Source organism: Streptomyces sp. PTL18, from assembly GCF_059510295.1.
The window spans coordinates 151,360-168,944 of record NZ_JCAJZO010000002.1; the positions used below are offsets into that span (position 1 = coordinate 151,360).

Below are 17,585 nucleotides of genomic sequence, written 5' to 3' on the forward strand. Positions count from 1 at the left end.
TCCCCCGCACGGGCCACCCACCGTACGGAGGTTGCCTTGGCAGACAACGTCACCTCGCTGTTCCGCGGCTCGACGGCGCACAACCCCTCGATGGCCGCGCTGACACGGGAGGACGACGGAGTCGGCCCGGTGGACTTCTGCATCCCCTGCAACCCGTACTTCCCCACGCCCGCCATGTTCGAGGAGATGGCGGGCAACCTGCGTGAGATCCTCACCCACTGCCCGAGCGACGCCGAGACGATCACGGCCGAGCTGTGCGGTCTGCTCCAGCTGCCGCCGCAGTGCGTCGTCATGGGCAACGGCTCCACCGAGCTGATCACCTGGATCGACCACCTGCTGGTCCGCGAGTCCCTGGCGGTGCCCGTCCCCGCTTTCGGCCGCTGGACCGACCAGCCCATGGAGACCGGCAAGCGGGTCGACATGTTCCCGCTCCAGGAGTCCGGCGGCTTCTCCCTGGACCTCGCCCAGTACGGCGAGTTCATCCACAAGCGGGGCACCCGGGTCGCCGTCGTCTGCAACCCGAACAACCCCGACGGCGGCTACCAGTACAGGCACGACCTGGTGCAGTTCCTGGACCGGATGGCCGACCTCGACCTGGTAGTCGTCGACGAGTCCTTCCTGGAGTTCTCGGACGCCGAGGCCGACCCGAGCCTCGTGCAGGAGGCCATGCTGCGGCCCAACGTCGTCGTGCTGCGCAGCCTGGGCAAGAACTTCGGTCTGCACGGCGTCCGCTTCGGCTACCTGGTCGCCAACCCGTCACTCGCGGGCAGGGTCCGCTCCATGCTGCCGAAGTGGAACGTCAACTCCCTCGCCGAGCACGTGGTCTTCATGCTCAAGGAGCACGGCGCGGAGTACCGGCAGAGCCTGCAGCAGGTGCGCCGCGACCGTCTGGAGATGGCCGGCCACCTCTCGGCGCTGCCCGGCCTGACGGTCTACCCGTCCCAGGGCAACTTCCTCTTCGTGCGCCTCCCCGTGGGTGCCGAGGGCACCGTGGTCCGCGACCGGCTGCTCACCGAGCACCGGATCCTGGTCCGCGAGTGTGGCAACAAGATCGGCTCCTCCAGCCGCTTCCTGCGACTCGTGGTGCGCCCCCAGGTGGACGTGCGTCGCCTGGTGTCCGCCCTGGAGCAGGTGCTCTACGGGTCCAGGAGGGGAGCCGCCGTGCCCGAGCCGAGCCAGGGGACCGGCTACAGCTCGGGCACGGCGGCGGTGGACCGCCTGGTCAGCGAGACCAACGGGACCGGACTGCAGGAGCTCGCCGCCCAGGCCGCGGGGTCCGCTCCGGCGCTCCCGGCCGCCGCACCGCTCCCCGCCGCACCGCTCCCCGCCGCGCAGCCGGCCGTCGGCGGAGTGCCGATGCCGGCGGCGGCCCAGGCCGCTCCCCGGCCCGCGGCGCCCGCGCCGCTTCTCACTCCCGCCGCCGCACCGGTTCCGGCCCCGCTGCCCGCTCCCGTACCCGCCCAGGCCCCCGCGGCGTTCCCGGCGCCCCTCGCAGCTCCTGCTTCTTTCCCGGCGCCCCCCGCGGCTCCCGCTCCGTTCCCGGCGCCCACCCCGCTCCCCGCCCCGGCCGCGGCGACCGGCCTCACCCCGCCGGGCGTCCCCGCGCGCGGCGGCCTGACCGCCGCCCAGGTGCGCGGCATGACCGCCCCCGCGCCCGGCGCCCCCGGTCTGGCGCCGGCCCCGGCCACCGGCTGGCCCAGCCCGCCGGCCTGGCCGAACGCGGCGGGGATGGGTCAGGCGGGCTGAGCCCGCGGCGCGGGTTCCGTCCGGAGCGACGCAAAAGAGGTCGCCTTATTCCATGATGTCCGATTCGCTCATATAAATGCCAAGCATTACCAATTCACCGTTTCGCCCGTCGAAAAGTCCCGTGCGGAACGCCACTCGCCCCCGCGTGACGCACTTCACTTACGACGCGCCTTAGTGCCTTACCCGGTCCTTAACCGCCCGATTTTGCAGAGATGGGCAATGCAAGACTCCGGTGGGCAACTACCCTGCTTAGTAAAAACAGTAATTGTCTAGTTATTCCCAGCGGCTAAGAATGTCCCCGCCGCAGCGCACCGCAAACGAAATGCGGTGCGGTTTGTCGAGGGGAGACGGCAACTGCGGGCAATGCAATCCATTGACCAAGGACCGCTCTATGCCCAAACACGCCGCCAACCGCCCGTCCTGGGCGCGCCGGTTCACCACCGGTCGCGCAGTCGCTCTCGGTTCGTTCGTTCTCGCGTGCTCGGCGACGCTGGGAACCGCCGGGGCCGCCCACGCCGCTCCCGCCAAGCCGACCGTCGCGTCCGCCGCGCCCACCACCTACGTCGTCCGGGCCGGGGACCACCTGGCCTCGATCGCCCGGGCCCTCAACGTGCCGGGCGGCTGGCCGGCGATCGCAGCGGCCAACCACCTCTACAGCCCCTACACGATCCAGCCGGGCCAGGTCCTGAAGCTTCCTGCCGGATCGTCCACGCCGGCGAAGACCGCGGCTTCCACCGCCCCGAAGACCGCGCCTTCCACGGCCACGAAAACCGTGTCCCCCGCCACCGTCCAGGCCTACCCCAACAACCTGGACGGCTGGATCAGGCACTCGCTGGCCGTCATGGCGAAGAACGGCATCCCGGGTTCCTACAACGGCATCCACCGCAATGTGATGCGTGAGTCCTCCGGAAACCCGAACGCCATCAACCTGTGGGACTCCAACGCCGCGAAGGGCACCCCGTCCAAGGGGCTTCTCCAGGTGATCGACCCGACCTTCCGCGCATACCACGTGCCGGGCACCTCGTGGAACATCTACGACCCGGTCGCCAACATCACGGCCGCGTGCAATTACGCGTACCACCGCTACGGCTCGATCGACAACGTCAACGGTCCCTACTGAGGCACCTGATCCGCACCCGACGGGGTGGGAGTCGCGCAGCGTCGCGCGACCCCCGCCCCGTCCGCCGTTCCCGAAGAGGTCGGGGCCATGGCCTCGGGGGGCGGGTACGCGGACGCGGTGGACGGCACCCGCGTCAACGACCCGCGCACGCCCCGCACACCGAACGGCCGGCAAACGCCGGGTGCCCGCGCATGACATGCCCGTGAATTCACCACAGAAGCCGACCTTTCCCCCTCCCCGGCACCCGCCCGCCCCGGTCACTATGACCTCCCCATCCACCCCGCTCTGTCTGGGAGTTGGCCGTGAACGGCTTCCCCTGGGACACCACGTTGGCCGTCGTCGGTCTGGCCGTCTCCGGCGCCGCGGCCCTGTGGGAGTTCGTCGTCGGCAGCCGGAAGCTCCTCGGCTACCGCGTGCAGATGGACACGACCGCCCAGGACGCGGCCGCCGCGCCGTACGCGGGAGTGCTGCGGCAGATGCAGCACAACGGCACGTCCCTGCACGACCCCTCGTTCGTCCTGCTGCGCATCGAGAACAGCGGCCGGGCGCCGATCGTGGAGAGCGACTACCTGGCGCCCGACGGCGCCCGGGCCGGCATCCAGGTCAGGTTCCAGGGCCGCCGCGTCGTGGGCATGGTCGTGACCGAACTCAGCCGCAGCGAACTGCGCGGCTTCTTCGTCCCCGCCGCCGACGGCCGGGGCGCCCCGCAGCCGGTGCCGGGACTCGGGGTCACCGACGGCCTCATCGAACTGCCCAAGGTCAAACTCAACCGCCGCGACCACTACAAGGTGCTGGCTGTCCTGGAACGCGAGCAGGGCTTCACGGAGCGCACGTTCCCCGACCCGGAGGTGGTCGGCGGCATCGTGGGCGGGGTGCGCCGCGGCAGGATGCGCAGGACCGAGTACTACCCGTTCGCCTCCAAGCCGGTCCGGGTGCTGCTCGTCCTCCTGGTGCTGGTGCTCATCGGGGAGTCCCTCTACGTGCTCCTGCGCAGCGACCCCAGGCCCGCGCCGCTGGACTGCGCCAGGGGCACGCTCACGCTGTCCGGGTCCACCGCGTTCGCGCCGGTGCTGCGGGAGGCCGCGAAGCAGTACGAGAAGACCTGTCCCGACGCGCACATCCCCCTGTCGGACGACACCTTCAAGGGCAGTGTCCCCGGCCTCGACGCCCTCGACGCGGCGGGGAAGAACATGAAGCCGACGGGGAGCAAGGGCCTCGGCGACCGGCTGGCGTTCAGCGACGGCCCGAAGAGCGAGGACGGCCGCCCGCAGCTGCTGCCCCGCCCCGTGGCCCTCTCCCTCTTCACCCTGGTCGTCAACCCGGACACGGGTGTGAAGGACCTCTCGCTCAAGCAGGTCCGCGACATCTACGCGGGCAAGGTCACCAACTGGAACCAGGTCAACGGCAACAACGTGCCCGTCCACCTCGTCAGCCGCAACCCCGGCTCCGGTACCCGCACCACACTCGAACGCCACGTACTCGCCGGCAAACCCCTCCTCGCGGTCACGGCGAGCGACTGCGCCGCCATGGACACCACCAGGCCGGGCCGCTGCGAGGTCGGCGACACCGGGACCCTCCTCGACACCGTGGCCTCGACGAGGGGGGCCCTCGGCCACAGCGAGGTCGGCGCGGCCACGGCCCACCGTGACATCCAGCCGGTCCGCATCGACGGCTTCCCGGCCACTCTGGAGGGCGTCGACGGCGGCGAGTACCCGTACTGGCAGACGGAGTACGCCTACACCTACGGCGAGCCGCCCGCCGACTCCCTCGCCGCCGGTTTCCTGCGCTACCTGGACAACGAGGTCGGCAAGGACATCATCCGCTCCCACGGCGACCGCCCCTGCGCGGAACTGCAGAAGCCGCTGCTGTGCCGCCCGAGTTGACCGCGGTACCAGCCCGTCCTCACGGGTTCTGCCAGGACGCCGGTGCCGCGGCCGGGCGGCGGACCGGATCCGGGAGGGCGTCCGTCGCGCTGTCGGCGGGAGCGACGCCCTCGAGGATCTTGCGTGCGGTCGCCCGCAGGGCGATCCACAGGGGCAGAGCGGCTGGGGCGTGCGGGTGGGCCCCGTCGGGCGTTCGCCCCGCACCGGCACGATCGACCCGTCCCTCGCGCGGATGACGTCCGCGCGGTGATCGCGGACGGCTCCCGGGCCAGGGCGTGGCCACTGGTTCCGCCGCGTCGGCCGGCGACCGGGCCCGCGCGGCGCGGGTCGCCCGGGACGCCCTCCGGAAACCTGTGCGGGATGCCCCGCGCGGCCGTGACCGTCTCCCCCTTCGCCGGGGCGCCGTCCTCGCGCACGACCCGTTCCGGTGCCGCCCGTACCGCGTAATCCGCCCGTGCCGAGATCCTCGTGCCGTCGTTCCACTGCCTGCCAGGGGTGACAATCCCGGCGTGGCGATGAGCAGACGTACGTTCCATGCGGTCACCGGCACCGCCGCGCTCGGTCTGGCGTTCGGCGGCAGCGGCGAGGTGCGCGCAGCCCACAGCACCCCGACCGGGTCGTCGCCCCCGGAACCGCCGCAGGCGGACGGGCGGGCGCACACCGTCGGCCTCGACCGGTACTCGATGCTCGTCGACGGCCGGCGGGTCGTGCTGTGGTCGGGCGAGATGCACCCGTTCCGGCTGCCGAGCCCGTCGCTGTGGCGGGACGTGCTGCAGAAGCTGCGCGGCCACGGGTACAACACCGTCAGCGTCTACGTGGCGTGGAACTTCCACTCCGCCGCCCCCGGCTCGCACGACTTCACGGGCGTGCGCGACCTCGGTCTGTTCCTGCGCACCGCGGCCGAAACCGGTCTGTACGTGATCCTGCGCCCGGGCCCCTACATCAACGCCGAGGTCGACGCGGGCGGCTTCCCCGGCTGGCTGACCGCGACACCCGGCACGGCCCGCACCTCGGACCCGACGTACCTCGCCCACGTCGACGCATGGCTGACGGCCGTCAACCGGATCGCCGTACGGCATCTGTACACGGGCGGCGGCGGCACGATCGTCCTGTACCAGCTCGAGAACGAGTACGCGAACCACGTCACCGAGGCCACCGGTCGCGACTACATGGCCCACCTGTACGCCAAGGTCCGCGCCGACGGCATCGATGTGCCGCTCTTCCACAACGACAAGGGGCGCAACGGCTACTGGGCGCCCGGCACCTTCGACACCGGCGGGGAGAAGGGGCGCTGGCTCTACGGCTTCGACGGGTACCCCTCGCCGTTGCGACCGCCGCCCGACTGGGGGCGCTTCGGTCCGGGCGGGACGACGGGCGGGTCCACCGCGAGTCCCGACACGCCGGGTTTCCTGGCGGAGTTCGGGGGCGGCTGGTTCGACCCGTGGGGCGGGGTGGAGTTCGGCGGGAAGGGGTACGCGGAGTCGCGCCGCACCCGGGACGCGGCGTACGAGCGGCGCTTCCACCTGACCAACCTCGCCAACGGCATCACCATCCACAACGTGTACATGACGTTCGGCGGCACGTCGTGGGGCTGGCTGCCCGCGCCGGTCGTCTACACGTCGTACGACTACGGCGCCGCCCTCGACGAGGCCAGGCAGCCGACCGCCAAGCTGGTCCCCATGCATCAGATGGGGCATCTGCTGCACACCGCGCCGGACCTGGCCGAGCTGGACCGGGCGAAGAGCGTCGACGTCGGCGGCGGCCCCCTGCTGAAGGCCTACCACCTCGTCAATCGGACGACCGGGGCGCACATCCACGTGCTGCGCAACGACTCGGCCGACGAAGCCGAGGCCGCCGTTCCCGTCGCCGGGACCACCGTCCGGGTGACCGTGCCCGGCCTCGACGCCCGGCTGCTGGCCGCCGGGCTCTCGCTCGGGCGGCGGACGCTGCGGTACTCCTCTGCGCAGCCCATGCTGCGCCTTGCCGTCGGGCGGCAGGACATCGCCGTGTTCACGGGCCGTTCGGGCGAGGCGACGACCACCGTCCTGGAGTGCGCGCGCGAACCGGGGGTCACCGTGCTGGAGGGGAAGGCGGCACACGCGTACGTGCGGGGCGCCCTGCGCCTGGACGTCCGGCTCGGGGGGCTCGTCCGCGTGCTGGTGGAGGGCGGAGGCGTGGCCCGTCCACTGCTGCTCCTCCTCGCGGACGACGAGACGTCCGTACGGCTGTGGCCCCACCGCACAGCATCGGGGCCGTTCCTGGTGTACGGGCCCGCCCTGCTGCGCACCGCCGAGCGTCGCGGCGCCACGGCGCGGCTGACCGGCGACACGGTCGACGACGCGGAGCTGGAGGTGTGGGCGCCGCCCGGGGTGACCGAGGTGGCCTGGAACGGGGCTCCCGTGCCCGCGCGCGGCACCCCGTCCGGCAGTCTGCGCGCCACCCGAAGGCTGTCCGGCGCGGCGCCGGTCCGGCTGCCGGCGCTGACGGCGTGGCGCCGGCGGGCGGAGAACCCCGAGGCGGCCGCCGACTTCGACGACTCGGCGTGGCGGACGGCCGACCGGACGACGTCGCACGCCACGACACGTGTGCCCGCCGGGCAGCCCGTCCTGTTCGCCGACGACTACGGCTTCCACTACGGGGACGTCTGGTACCGGGGCCGTTTCGAGGGCGCGGCGGGCACCGGGTCCGTGTCGCTCACGTACCTCTCCGGCACCCAGGGGCTGCTGATGGCGTGGCTGGACGGGAAGCCGCTGGGGACGCACCGGATGCCCGTCCCGGACGCGAAGACGGTACGCAAGGGGACGTGGTCGGCCACGGCGACGTTCCCGATCGCGCCGGGTGAGGGAGCGCATGTGCTGTCCGTGCTGGTCCGGCGTATGCAGCACGACGAGGACGGCAGGGCGAACGACAGCCACAAGGCGGGCCGGGGCCTGCTCTCGGCCGCCTTCGACGGGGCGTCGCCCGCGGTGCGCTGGCGCATCCAGGGGGAGGCGGGCCCCGACCCGGTGCGCGGCCCGCTGAACAACGGCGGGCTGTACGGGGAGCGGCACGGCTGGCATCTGCCCGGCTTCCCGGACGGCGGCTGGGAGGCGGCCCGCCTGCCGCGTGCCGAGCGGGGGCAGGGCGTGGTCTGGTACCGGACGCGGTTCCTCTTGGCCGTCGATGCCGGTACGGACGCGTCCATCGGGCTCACCCTGACGGACGATCCGGTCCGTGCCTACCGGGTGCAGATCTTCCTCAACGGCTGGAACGTGGGCCAGTACATCAACGACGTGGGCCCCCAGCACACCTTCGTCCTGCCGAACGGGGTGCTCGACCCCCGGGGCCCCAACACGCTCGCGCTGGCGGTCCTCGCAGACGGGACCACGCCGTCGGGGCCGGGCGGCGTCGCGCTGACGCTGCTGGGGCGGGCGGCCGGAGGAGTCCCGGTGACGCTGGTGGACTCCCCCGGCTTCTCGGGCACTCCGGCCGGCTGACCTCGGGAGGTCAGCCGGCGAACGCGGGCTGCGCCAGGCCCTTTCCGGCGCCGGGGACGACGAGCAGCGAGCCGGAGAGCGGGTGCGGGGCGGTCAGGCCCGTGCGGGCCGTGGTGATGTACAGGTCGGCCAGCTCGGCGCCGCCGAACGCGCAGGCGGTGGGGCGGCTGACGGGCAGCTCCAGGACGCGGTCCAGGTCCCCGGCCGGGGTGTAGCGGTGGATCGCGCCGCCGTCCCACAGGGCGACCCACACGCAGCCGTCGGCGTCGACGGTCAGTCCGTCCGGGAAGCCGCGGTCGACGTGGGCGAGGGCGCGCCTGCCCGCGGGGAGCCCGTCGTCGCCCACGTCGAAGACGTCGACGCGGCGGGTCGGGGAGTCGATGTAGTACATCAGCCGGCCGTCGGGGCTCCAGCCGGTGCCGTTGCTGACGGCGACGTCGTCCAGAACGGTGCGGACGGTGCCGTCGCCGGTGATCCGGGACAGGCTGCCGCCGCCCGGCGCCTCGTCGTAGCGCATGGTGCCGGCCCACAGGGAGCCGTCCGGGGCGACGGCCGCGTCGTTGCCGCGGCGGCCGGGCACGGGCTCGTGGTGCAGCCAGCGGAAGGTGCCGTCGGCGGCGCGCAGGCCCACGCCGTCACGGAGGTTGAGCACCAGGCCGCCGCCGGTGCATGGCTTGGCGGCGCCCACGTGCTGCCCGGTGGTCATGACCGTGCGGCGCCCGGAGGCGGGGTCGTGGGTGTGCACCCGCGAACCGAGGATGTCGACCCAGATCAGCCGCCCGCCGTCGGCGTCCCACGTCGGGCCCTCGCCGAGGGCCGCCTCCTCGCGTACGGCGAGCTCGTACGTCGTCGTCATGCGACGCTCCGGTGGCCGAGCCGCTCGGACAGTTCCGCGGCGCCCTTCGCGACGAGCTGCTCCAGCTCGGCGAGGCGCCCGTCGCTCCAGCGGATCATGGGGACGGAGACGGACAGGGCGGCGACGACCTGCCCGGTGCGGTCGCGCACGGGGGCGGCGACACAGCTGACGTCCGGGTTGGACTCGCGGCTCTCCACGGCGATCCCGCGGGCGCGGATGCCGGCCAGGCTCTCGCGCAGGGCCGCCGGGTCGGTGATGCTGTTGGGGGTCATCGCGACCAGCTCGGCACCGTCCGGGATACGGGCGGCGAGTTCCGGCTCGGGCAGGGACGCGAGGAGCATCTTGCCGACGGAGGTGCAGTGGGCGGGGAGCCGGCGCCCGGCCGCCGACACCATGCGGACGGCGTGCGTGGAGTCGACCTTGGCGATGTAGATGACGTCGGTGCCCTCGAGGATGGCCACGTGGACGGTCTCGTCGCAGGTCTCGGCCACGGACCGGGCGACCTGCAGGCCCTCGGCGGCGAGGTCGAGCTGCTCGGCGTAGCGGCTGCCGAGCTGGTACGGGCGGACGCCGAGGCGGTAACGTCCTGGCTGCCCCGGCACCGGGACGATGTACGAGCGCGCGGCGAGCGTGGTGACGAGCTCGTGCACCGTGGTGCGCGGCAGCTGGAGCTTGCGCACGATGTCGGGGGCGGACAGCGTGCCGTCCCCGTCGAGGAAGAGCTCCAGGATGTCGAGAGCCCGGGTGACGGCAGGTACGAGGCGTCCCACGACCGGCCCCCTCTCCATGTTCGAAATATCAACTGACGATCGGCATGACGAACACAGGCTAGTCATAGTGCGCTGGGGCGGCAATGGTCGTGCGAGGTGTGCGATTTCGCAGGGTCCTGCGAGTCGGCTCGGCGAGTCGGTGAGGATGGACCCATGCCGTCCGCCTTCACGCCCCGTGACTTCCAGCTGGTCCTGCTGCGCCGCATGGCCGACCACAATCCGGGTCTGGTGGAGGACGCCCGCCATGAACTCGGCGTCTCGGTCGCGGACATGCGCGAGGCCAACAAACGCTGGCAGGCGATGGTCCGCTCCCCGCGCGCCCGCTCGTCCCTCGCCCGCTACCGCTCGATCCTGGGCGACCCGGAGTCCACGACCCCGCGCCGCATCGGCGACCTGGACTGCGACGCCCTGCTGTGGCCGGTCCCGCTCTGGCCCGACCTGCGCTTCGAGGTGCTGGTCGCGCCGAACGGCGTGGTGTGGAACGAGTGGCTGGTACGGGCCCCGGGCGCGCCGCCGCCCGAGCTGGCGACCCTGGAGGACCTGACCCCCTGGTCCTGCACGGTCGACGAGGCGGCCCACGCCTTCGCCCCGGCCCGTCCCCTGGAGGGCACGGCCCCCACCCGCTGGGGGCTCGCGTTCACCGCGCCGGACGCGCGGGGAGTGCGTCACCGGGTCGCCGCCGAGTTCACCTGGGGGCTGCTGCAGCGGGTGGGCGTCAGCGGGCAGCGGTGAGGACCGCCTCCACCACCCGCGGCACCGACCCCGTGTGCAGCGACAGGAACAGGTTCGGCTCCACCAGTTCCAGCTCCATCACACACGGCTCCCCGTCCGCGCCGTCCACCAGGTCCACACGGGCGTACAGGAGGTCCGTCCCGCCCGGTACGGCGTCCAGGGCGCGCTGGGCGACGGCGAGTTCGGCCGGGGTCGGACTCCAGGGCTCCAGGCCCGGGTGGGCCACCTTCTTCTCGTCGTACGGGGTGCCGGGCGCGAGGACGGCGCCCTTGCGGCTGGCGTGCAGCAGCCGCCCGCCGAAGAACTGCACCGCCCGCTCCCCGCTCACGTCGATGCCCTGCACATAGGGCTGCACCATCGCCGTGAACCCCTCGGCGTGCATGCGGGCGAGCTGCCGTGCGGCGGTGTCGTGTTCCCCGGGCGTGTACCGGGCGGCGAACCGGGCGCCCGCACCCGAGGTGGGCTTGACGACGAACTCGTGGTCATCGGGCAGGCCGGCGGGGTCCCCGGGGGCGATGTACCGCGTGGGAACGACGGGGACACCCGCGGCGGCCAGGTCCCCGAGGTACCGCTTGTCGGTGTTCCAGCGCACGACGTCCGCAGGATTGGCCAGCCGCGTGGTCTTCCCGCACCGCTCGGCCCACGCGGTGAACTCGGCCGCCCGCCAGCTGTAGTCCCAGGTGGACCGGATCACCGCCAGGTCGTATCCCGCCCAGTCGACGTCCGCGTCGTCCCAGTACACACCGTCGGCCTCGGCCCCCGCCGCCCGCAGCTCCCCCATGAGCACCGGCAGGTCGCGGTCGGCGCTGACCTCGGGCCCGGGCCGGCAGGTGACGAGTGCGACTCGGACCACGAGGGAACTCCTGTTCGTACGATGACGGCTGCGCGCAGGTTAGCAACCGGGGCGGGGAACCCGGCACGGGCCGTTGGCCTTCGTCGTCGGCGAACGCGGCCGGCGGCCCGGACGACGTGGGCTGTGGGGTGGCACACGTGGTGGAGGCCGCATGGCGGACAGGGGCGTGCGGAACGATAAGGCCGTACGTCCCGTCCGTACGTCCGCCTCGACGCAAGGAGTGCCCGCGTGTCCTCCCTCTTTCCGGTGCTGTCCGATTCCTCGGCCGGGCGGCGGCCCGCTCTGCGGTTCGGGGAGCGCGGTCTGACGTATGCGGAGCTGGCCTCGGCGGCGGGGGCGCTCGCCGGGCGGATCGATCGTGCCCGGCGGGTGGCCGTGTGGGCCACGCCCTCCCTGGAGACCGCCGTCGCCGCGGTGGCCGCGCTGAGCGCCGGGGTGCCCTTCGTACCGCTCAACCCCAAGTCGGGCGAGCGGGAGCTCGGGCATGTCGTGGCGGACAGCGCGCCGTCGCTGGTGCTCACCGAGCCCGGCGTCGAACTGCCCGGGCCGGTCGGCACCCTGGCGCGCGTCGACATCGATGTGCGGGCCTCCGGGAGCCTCCCGGAGGACGCCGCCGGCGACGAGGACCCCGCCCTCGTCGTCTACACCTCCGGCACCACCGGACCCCCCAAGGGCGCGGTCATCCCCCGACGTGCCGTCGCCGCCACGCTCGACGCGCTCGCGGACGCCTGGCAGTGGACCGGTGACGACGTGCTCGTGCACGGGTTGCCGTTGTTCCATGTGCACGGGCTGGTGCTGGGGATCCTCGGGCCGCTGAGGCGCGGCGGGTCCGTGCGGCACCTGGGGCGGTTCAGCACCGACGGTGTGGCGCGGGAGCTGAGCGAGGGCGCGACCATGCTGTTCGGCGTGCCGACGATGTACCACCGCATCGCCGAGGCCCTGCCCGCCGACCCCGGGCTGGCCAAGGCGCTCGCCGGGGCCCGGCTGCTCGTCTCCGGGTCCGCCGCGCTTCCCGTGCACGACCACGAGCGGATCGCCGCCGCGACCGGCCGCCGGGTCGTCGAGCGGTACGGGATGACCGAGACGCTGATGAACACCGGCGTGCGGGTGGACGGGGAGGCGCGCCCGGGAACGGTGGGGGTTCCGCTGCCGGGCGTGGAGCTGCGGCTCGTCGAGGAGGACGGGGCCGTCATCACCGCCTGCGACGGGGAGAGCGTCGGGGAGATCCAGGTGCGCGGGCCGAACCTGTTCACCGGGTACCTCAACCGGCCCGACGCCACCGCCGCCGCGTTCACCCCCGATGGCTGGTTCCGCACCGGGGACATGGCGGTCCGGGAACCCGACGGGTATGTGCGGATCGTGGGGCGCAAGGCGACCGATCTCATCAAGAGCGGCGGCTACAAGATCGGCGCCGGGGAGATCGAGAACGCCCTTCTCGAGCACCCGGGCGTACGGGAGGCCGCCGTCGCCGGGGAGCCCGACGACGACCTGGGCGAGCGGATCGTCGCCTGGGTGGTGCCGGTGGATCCGGCCGCGCCACCCGGTGCCGGGGAGCTGGCCGACCACGTCGCCCGCCGGCTCGCCCCGCACAAGCGTCCGCGCGTCGTGCGGTACCTGGACGCCCTGCCCCGCAACGACATGGGGAAGATCATGAAGCGGGTGCTGCGGGATGCCTGAGCGGCTGTCCGCGCGGGAGGCCCTCGCCCTCCTCTGCGACGAGTTCCGGGAACTGCCCCACCCGAGGCGGGAGTCCGGGCCCGACGGCCCTCTGGAGTGGCCCGGCTACGGCGCCTCCCGTGCCCGCGCCGCCGCGCGCACCGGCGAGGAGGAGTCCGTCGTCTGCGGGCACGCCGACGTCGGCGGCACCCCCGCCGTGCTGATCGCGTTCGAGTTCGGCTTCCTCGGCGGCTCCCTGGGCGAGGGCACCGGCGATCGGCTGGAGGCGGCGCACGTCCACGCCCGTGAACACCGGCTGCCCGTCGTCTCGCTGGTCGCCACGGGCGGCAGCCGGATGCAGGAGGGCATGCTCGCCCTCACCCAGTTGCAGCGCGTGGCCCGCCAGTCGGCGCTCACGCGCGCGGCCGGGCTTCCGCAGGTCTCGGTGCTGCGGGACCCGACGACCGGCGGCGGCTGGGCCACCCTGGGTGCGGGCGCCGACGTGGTGCTGGCCCTGCCCGGCGTCCAGGTCGGCTTCGCGGGCTCCCGGGTGCGCCCGCCGGACGCGGACCCGGCGGCGTACACCGCGGAGGCACAGCTCACGGCGGGCACCGTCGACGCGGTCGTACGGCCGGCGGAACTGCGGGAGACGCTGGGCCGCCTGCTGGCGCTGCTGACGGCGCCCTCCACCGAGCCCGCGCCCGTGCCCGGCGCGCTCGGCCGGACGGACCTCCCGGCCACCGGCTGGGACGCGGTCCGGCGTGCCCGCGCCCCCGAGCGCCCTCGCGCGCACGCCTACCTGGACGCCTACTTCACCCGCCGGGCGGCCCTCGGCGGCGACCGCTCGGGCGGCAGCGACCCGGACGGCGTGCTGTGCGGCTTCGGCACCCACGACGGCCGGACCATCGCCTACGCCGCGCAGACCGGCACCGCGACCCGGCCCGCCGGATACCGTACGGCCGCCCGGCTGATCCGCCTCGCGGACCGGCTGTCCATCCCCGTCCTGACGCTGGTGGACACCCCGGGCGCCGCCAACGACGCCGACGCCGAACGACAGGGCGCGGGCGCCGCGATCGCCGACCTGTTCACCGCGGTCGCCACCGCCCGCACGCCCGTCACCACGCTGGTCGTCGGCGAGGGCGGCTCGGGCGGCGCCCTCGCGCTCGCCGCGCCCGGCAACACCTGGGTCACCCCGGACAGCTACTTCTCCGTCATCGCGCCGGAACTCGCCGCCGCGATACTCAAACGCCCGCCGGAACAGGTGCGGGCGACGGCCGACCAGCTGCGGGTGCGGCCCCAGGATCTGGTCGCCCTGGGAGTCGTGCGGGGGATCGCCGGCGCCGCCGGGTAGCGAGCGGGCCCCGCACAAGGTTCTCCGCGCGCGGTGCGGCCAGGACCACCCGCCCGGACCACCCGGGGGGCGCGGGCCCGTGGCACGGCCCAGGATCGGAGAAGAGGCCCGCCGCCCGGCGGCCCGCCCGCGGTCCGTTCTCGGGAGGTACCGCCATGACCGTCAGCCTGGACCAGCTGCGCCGCTGCCACTTCGCCGTCGACCTGGGCGCGGCGAGGACCCGCGTCTACGTCAAGGGCGCAGGTCTGGTGGTGGACCAGCCCAGTGCGGCGGCCGTGAACACCCGGACGGGCGCGTTGATCGCGGTCGGCGAGTTCGCCGAGAAGATGACGGGCCGCACACCGTCGTACATCCGCGTCATGCGGCCGGTCTCCGGCGGTACCGTCGTCGACATCGAGATGGCCCAGCGCATGCTGCGGCATCTGCTCGGCGAGAAACTGCGCCGCAGCCTGCGCCGCAAGCCACGGCTGCGGGCCGCCGCCTGCACCCCGCACGACGCGGACCCGCTGGCGCAGCGCGCCGCCGTGGAGACGCTGGTCGGGCTGGGGGCGCGCCGGGTGGAGCTGGTGGACACGCTCGTCGCGGCGGCCGTGGGGTGCGGGCTGCCGGTCGAGCAGCCCGAGGCCTCCATGATCATGGTGTGCGGTGCCGCCGCCACGCAGATCGCGGTGCTGTCGCTGGGAAACATCGTGACCGCCGAGCGGATCCCGGTGGGCGGTGAGGCCGTCGATCACGCCATAGTGCAACATCTGCGGCACGAGCACGCGTTGATGCTGCCGAGCCAGTCCGTACGGCCGCTGCGGCTCGCCCTGTGCGCGGGCGGGTTCACCTCGGACGGGCCCGCCTCCACCGAGATCATGGGCCGGGACGTGGCGACCGGGCTGGCGCGCTCCGTGAAGGTCGACACGGCGGCCGTGCGGAACGCCATCCGGACTCCGCTGACCGCCGTCCTCGACGGCATCGGCAAGGTGCTGCGGGACTGCCCGCCCGATCTGGTGGCCGATCTCGCCGACCGCGGGATCATGATGGTCGGGGGCAGCGCGCTGCTGCCGGGGCTCGACGACATGCTGCGTCAGGCGACCGGCATGCCCGTGCACATCGCCGAACGGCCCGACATCTGCGCGGTCCAGGGCCTGGGCGCGATGCTGGAGGGCAGGATCCAGCCGCTGACCCTCGATCCGCTGGCCGCCTGAACCTCCGGTGGCGGCCGTACGGCACCGGGCGGGTCTGCGCGGGCAGTTGAGGGGGGTGCTCGTACGATCGGCACCATGACGTCCGGCGTGCGCACCCGCTCCTCGTCGGGCCGTGCCCGCTGGGTGCTGCTGGTGATGGCGGTGCTGGCCGGGGTACTGGCCATGCACGCCCTGTCGCCGTCCGGGACGCCGTCGGCCGGGCTGCACGTCATGGCGGGGGTACCGGGTACGGCACACCGGCCCGCGGCCGCATCCGCTCACACGGACGACTGCGCGTGCCGCCTTCTGTCGAACGCCGGTCACGACGGGATGGCCATGGACCACGCCGGCGGCACCTGCGCGGCAGGCGGCACGGCCGGCCCGTACGTCCCGCCCGCCCTGCTGCCCGCGCTCGCGGTTCCCGAGTGCGCGGCGGCCCTCCCCTCCGGTCCGGCCGCACGGGCGGCCGGCAGCCGGGCTCCGCCCGACCTGTCCGAACTTCAGCTTCTGCGGATCTAGTGCTGTGGCAGGCGACGTTCGCCCCGTCGCGGCGTGGCGAACGTCGCCTGATGCGGCACCAGAGGCGCCCGCACGCCGCTCCCGCTCACCGGTGGCGTGCTCCGGCCCGTCTCGCGATCCGTTCTTCCCGCGCGCCTGCGCGGTTCTTCCAAGGAGCTGAACCTCTCATGGCACTTCGCCGTTCCACGATCCGCCGTACCGCCGCGCTGGTCGCGGCCGCGACCGCCGCGGTGGTGCTGACCGCCTGCGGCGGCAGCGACTCCCCCTACTCCGCCTCGTCGGCGAACTCCGGCCACGCCTTGGGCTCGATGCCCCCGGCGGGCCCCTCGGGCACCGCCTCCGCGACGCGGGGCGGACACAACACGCAGGACGTGACGTTCGCGCAGGAGATGATCCCGCACCACCGTCAGGCCGTGACCATGGCCGGCCTGGTCCCGTCACGGGCCGCCTCGCAGGGCGTGAAGGACCTCGCCGCGAGGATCGAAAAGGCGCAGGCCCCGGAGATCGCCGCCATGTCGGGCTGGTTGAAGTCATGGGGCGCCAAGGTCCCCGACGGCAGCGGGTCGGGCAGGGAGAGCATGCCCGGCATGGACCACTCCGGCTCGTCGGCGCCCGGCATGATGTCGGACGCGGACATGAAGAAGCTTCAGAAACTGCCGGGTGACGCATTCGACAAGGCGTTCCTCCAGATGATGATCGGCCATCACGAGGGCGCGATCGCCATGGCGCGGACCGAACAGGCCAAGGGCGCCTACGGTCCCGCCCGAGCGATGGCGAAGTCGATCGTCACCTCGCAGTCGGCCGAGATCGCCGAGATGAAGAAGATGCTCGGCGAGCGGTAGTCCGAGGGGCCGGTGCGGGGCGGCGGCGGCAGAGCCGCTGCCCCGCGTCGCCGTCGCCGACGGGGACGCCCGCCCGGCACGACGGTGGCAGGACGGTCAGCCGCTCGACCCGCAGGCCCCCGGGCACGCCAAGACGTTGCTGTGCCAACCCGCCTGGTGGTCGGGCCCTTTCGGCCGGCGCGCGAGGCCGCCCCCTACCCGGCGTGAGCCGGGCGGGGGCGAGGGGACGGCGCGGGGCCGCCCGCCCGCGCGAGGAGCGCGGGGCGGGCGGCCCCTCAACGAGCTGCCGATCAGAAGGAGACGTTGACGGCGGCCTGGTGGTAGGCACCGAGGGTGCCGACGGTGCCCAGGGCCACGCCCTCGACAGTGCCGACCTGGGCCAGGACGTCCGCGTCGCTGACCGAGGTCGGGCCGACGGCCGCGTCGGCGTGCGGGGCCAGGCCGCCGGAGACGTGGTCGAGCTCGACGTCGGACAGCTCGGCGGTGTGAACCTGGGGAGCGGAGTTCATGATGGAACTTCCCTTCGCATGTGCGTTCCACAAGGGGAGCGTCCCGCTGGGGACAGGTGGCGGGCCGCGACCGCGGGCGTGCGGCATCCGTTGCCGGCCA

Annotated in this window: 14 protein-coding genes and 1 pseudogene; 10 read left to right on the top strand and 5 right to left on the bottom strand. The window is 73.6% G+C overall.

What is annotated here, in order from left to right:
* The first annotated feature begins 36 nt into the window (after positions 1–36).
* The 3 genes from AC5WS8_RS05110 to AC5WS8_RS05120 all read left to right on the top strand — a co-directional run bounded on the left by AC5WS8_RS05110 (position 37) and on the right by AC5WS8_RS05120 (position 4,749).
* Positions 37–1,746, top strand: coding sequence for a pyridoxal phosphate-dependent aminotransferase (locus AC5WS8_RS05110; RefSeq protein WP_496102069.1), 1,710 nt, complete (start codon positions 37–39; stop codon positions 1,744–1,746).
* 391 nt (positions 1,747–2,137) lie between these two features.
* The gene (locus AC5WS8_RS05115) at positions 2,138–2,866 is read left to right on the top strand and encodes a transglycosylase SLT domain-containing protein (protein WP_496102070.1); all 729 of its coding nucleotides are present in this window, start codon (positions 2,138–2,140) and stop codon (positions 2,864–2,866) included.
* 302 nt (positions 2,867–3,168) lie between these two features.
* Positions 3,169–4,749 carry a substrate-binding domain-containing protein gene (locus tag AC5WS8_RS05120; RefSeq protein ID WP_496102071.1) on the top strand — a complete coding sequence of 527 codons (1,581 nt, stop codon included), beginning with the start codon at positions 3,169–3,171 and terminating at the stop codon, positions 4,747–4,749.
* A 19-nt stretch (positions 4,750–4,768) separates the two neighbouring features.
* On the opposite strand, the pseudogene AC5WS8_RS05125 reads toward AC5WS8_RS05120, so the two are convergent.
* Positions 4,769–5,252, bottom strand: a pseudogene (locus tag AC5WS8_RS05125) (Rrf2 family transcriptional regulator).
* 6 nt (positions 5,253–5,258) lie between these two features.
* Between AC5WS8_RS05125 and AC5WS8_RS05130 the strand changes: the two are divergent.
* Positions 5,259–8,225: a beta-galactosidase gene (locus tag AC5WS8_RS05130; RefSeq protein WP_496102072.1), complete on the top strand. Its 2,967-nt coding sequence runs from the start codon at positions 5,259–5,261 to the stop codon at positions 8,223–8,225.
* Positions 8,226–8,235: 10 nt separating this feature from the next.
* Here AC5WS8_RS05130 and AC5WS8_RS05135 read toward each other — a convergent pair whose 3' ends face one another.
* Positions 8,236–9,081, bottom strand: coding sequence for an SMP-30/gluconolactonase/LRE family protein (locus tag AC5WS8_RS05135; RefSeq protein ID WP_496102073.1), 846 nt, complete (start codon positions 9,079–9,081; stop codon positions 8,236–8,238).
* Positions 9,078–9,851, bottom strand: coding sequence for an IclR family transcriptional regulator (locus AC5WS8_RS05140; RefSeq protein ID WP_496102074.1), 774 nt, complete (start codon positions 9,849–9,851; stop codon positions 9,078–9,080). The genes AC5WS8_RS05135 and AC5WS8_RS05140 overlap by 4 nt, the downstream gene beginning before the upstream one ends.
* Before the next feature lie 153 nt (positions 9,852–10,004).
* Between AC5WS8_RS05140 and AC5WS8_RS05145 the strand changes: the two genes are divergently transcribed.
* Positions 10,005–10,583, top strand: a complete 579-nt coding sequence (locus tag AC5WS8_RS05145) for a hypothetical protein (protein WP_496102075.1) — start codon at positions 10,005–10,007, stop codon at positions 10,581–10,583.
* Here AC5WS8_RS05145 and AC5WS8_RS05150 read toward each other — a convergent pair.
* Positions 10,567–11,436 (bottom strand): ATP-grasp domain-containing protein, encoded by an 870-nt coding sequence (locus AC5WS8_RS05150; RefSeq protein WP_496102076.1) that lies wholly within the window; start codon positions 11,434–11,436, stop codon positions 10,567–10,569. The genes AC5WS8_RS05145 and AC5WS8_RS05150 overlap by 17 nt on opposite strands.
* Positions 11,437–11,664: 228 nt before the next feature.
* On the opposite strand from AC5WS8_RS05150, the gene AC5WS8_RS05155 reads away from it, so the two are divergent.
* The 5 genes from AC5WS8_RS05155 to AC5WS8_RS05175 all read left to right on the top strand — a co-directional run bounded on the left by AC5WS8_RS05155 (position 11,665) and on the right by AC5WS8_RS05175 (position 16,976).
* A complete protein-coding gene (locus tag AC5WS8_RS05155) occupies positions 11,665–13,113 on the top strand; it encodes an acyl-CoA synthetase (protein ID WP_496102077.1) in 1,449 nt (482 codons plus the stop codon).
* The gene (locus AC5WS8_RS05160; RefSeq protein ID WP_496102078.1) at positions 13,106–14,443 is read left to right on the top strand and encodes a carboxyl transferase domain-containing protein; all 1,338 of its coding nucleotides are present in this window, start codon (positions 13,106–13,108) and stop codon (positions 14,441–14,443) included. Before AC5WS8_RS05155 ends, AC5WS8_RS05160 begins: the two co-directional genes overlap by 8 nt.
* 155 nt (positions 14,444–14,598) lie before the next feature.
* On the top strand, positions 14,599–15,636 hold the full coding sequence (locus AC5WS8_RS05165; RefSeq protein ID WP_496102079.1) for a rod shape-determining protein: 1,038 nt from the start codon (positions 14,599–14,601) through the stop codon (positions 15,634–15,636).
* Between the two features lie 75 nt (positions 15,637–15,711).
* On the top strand, positions 15,712–16,134 hold the full coding sequence (locus tag AC5WS8_RS05170) for a DUF6153 family protein (protein ID WP_496102080.1): 423 nt from the start codon (positions 15,712–15,714) through the stop codon (positions 16,132–16,134).
* 167 nt (positions 16,135–16,301) lie between these two features.
* The gene (locus AC5WS8_RS05175) at positions 16,302–16,976 is read left to right on the top strand and encodes a DUF305 domain-containing protein (RefSeq protein ID WP_496102081.1); all 675 of its coding nucleotides are present in this window, start codon (positions 16,302–16,304) and stop codon (positions 16,974–16,976) included.
* Between the two features lie 290 nt (positions 16,977–17,266).
* Here the strand turns inward: AC5WS8_RS05175 and AC5WS8_RS05180 are convergent, their stop codons facing one another.
* Positions 17,267–17,485 carry a hypothetical protein gene (locus AC5WS8_RS05180; protein ID WP_496102082.1) on the bottom strand — a complete coding sequence of 73 codons (219 nt, stop codon included), beginning with the start codon at positions 17,483–17,485 and terminating at the stop codon, positions 17,267–17,269.
* Positions 17,486–17,585 lie beyond the last annotated feature (100 nt).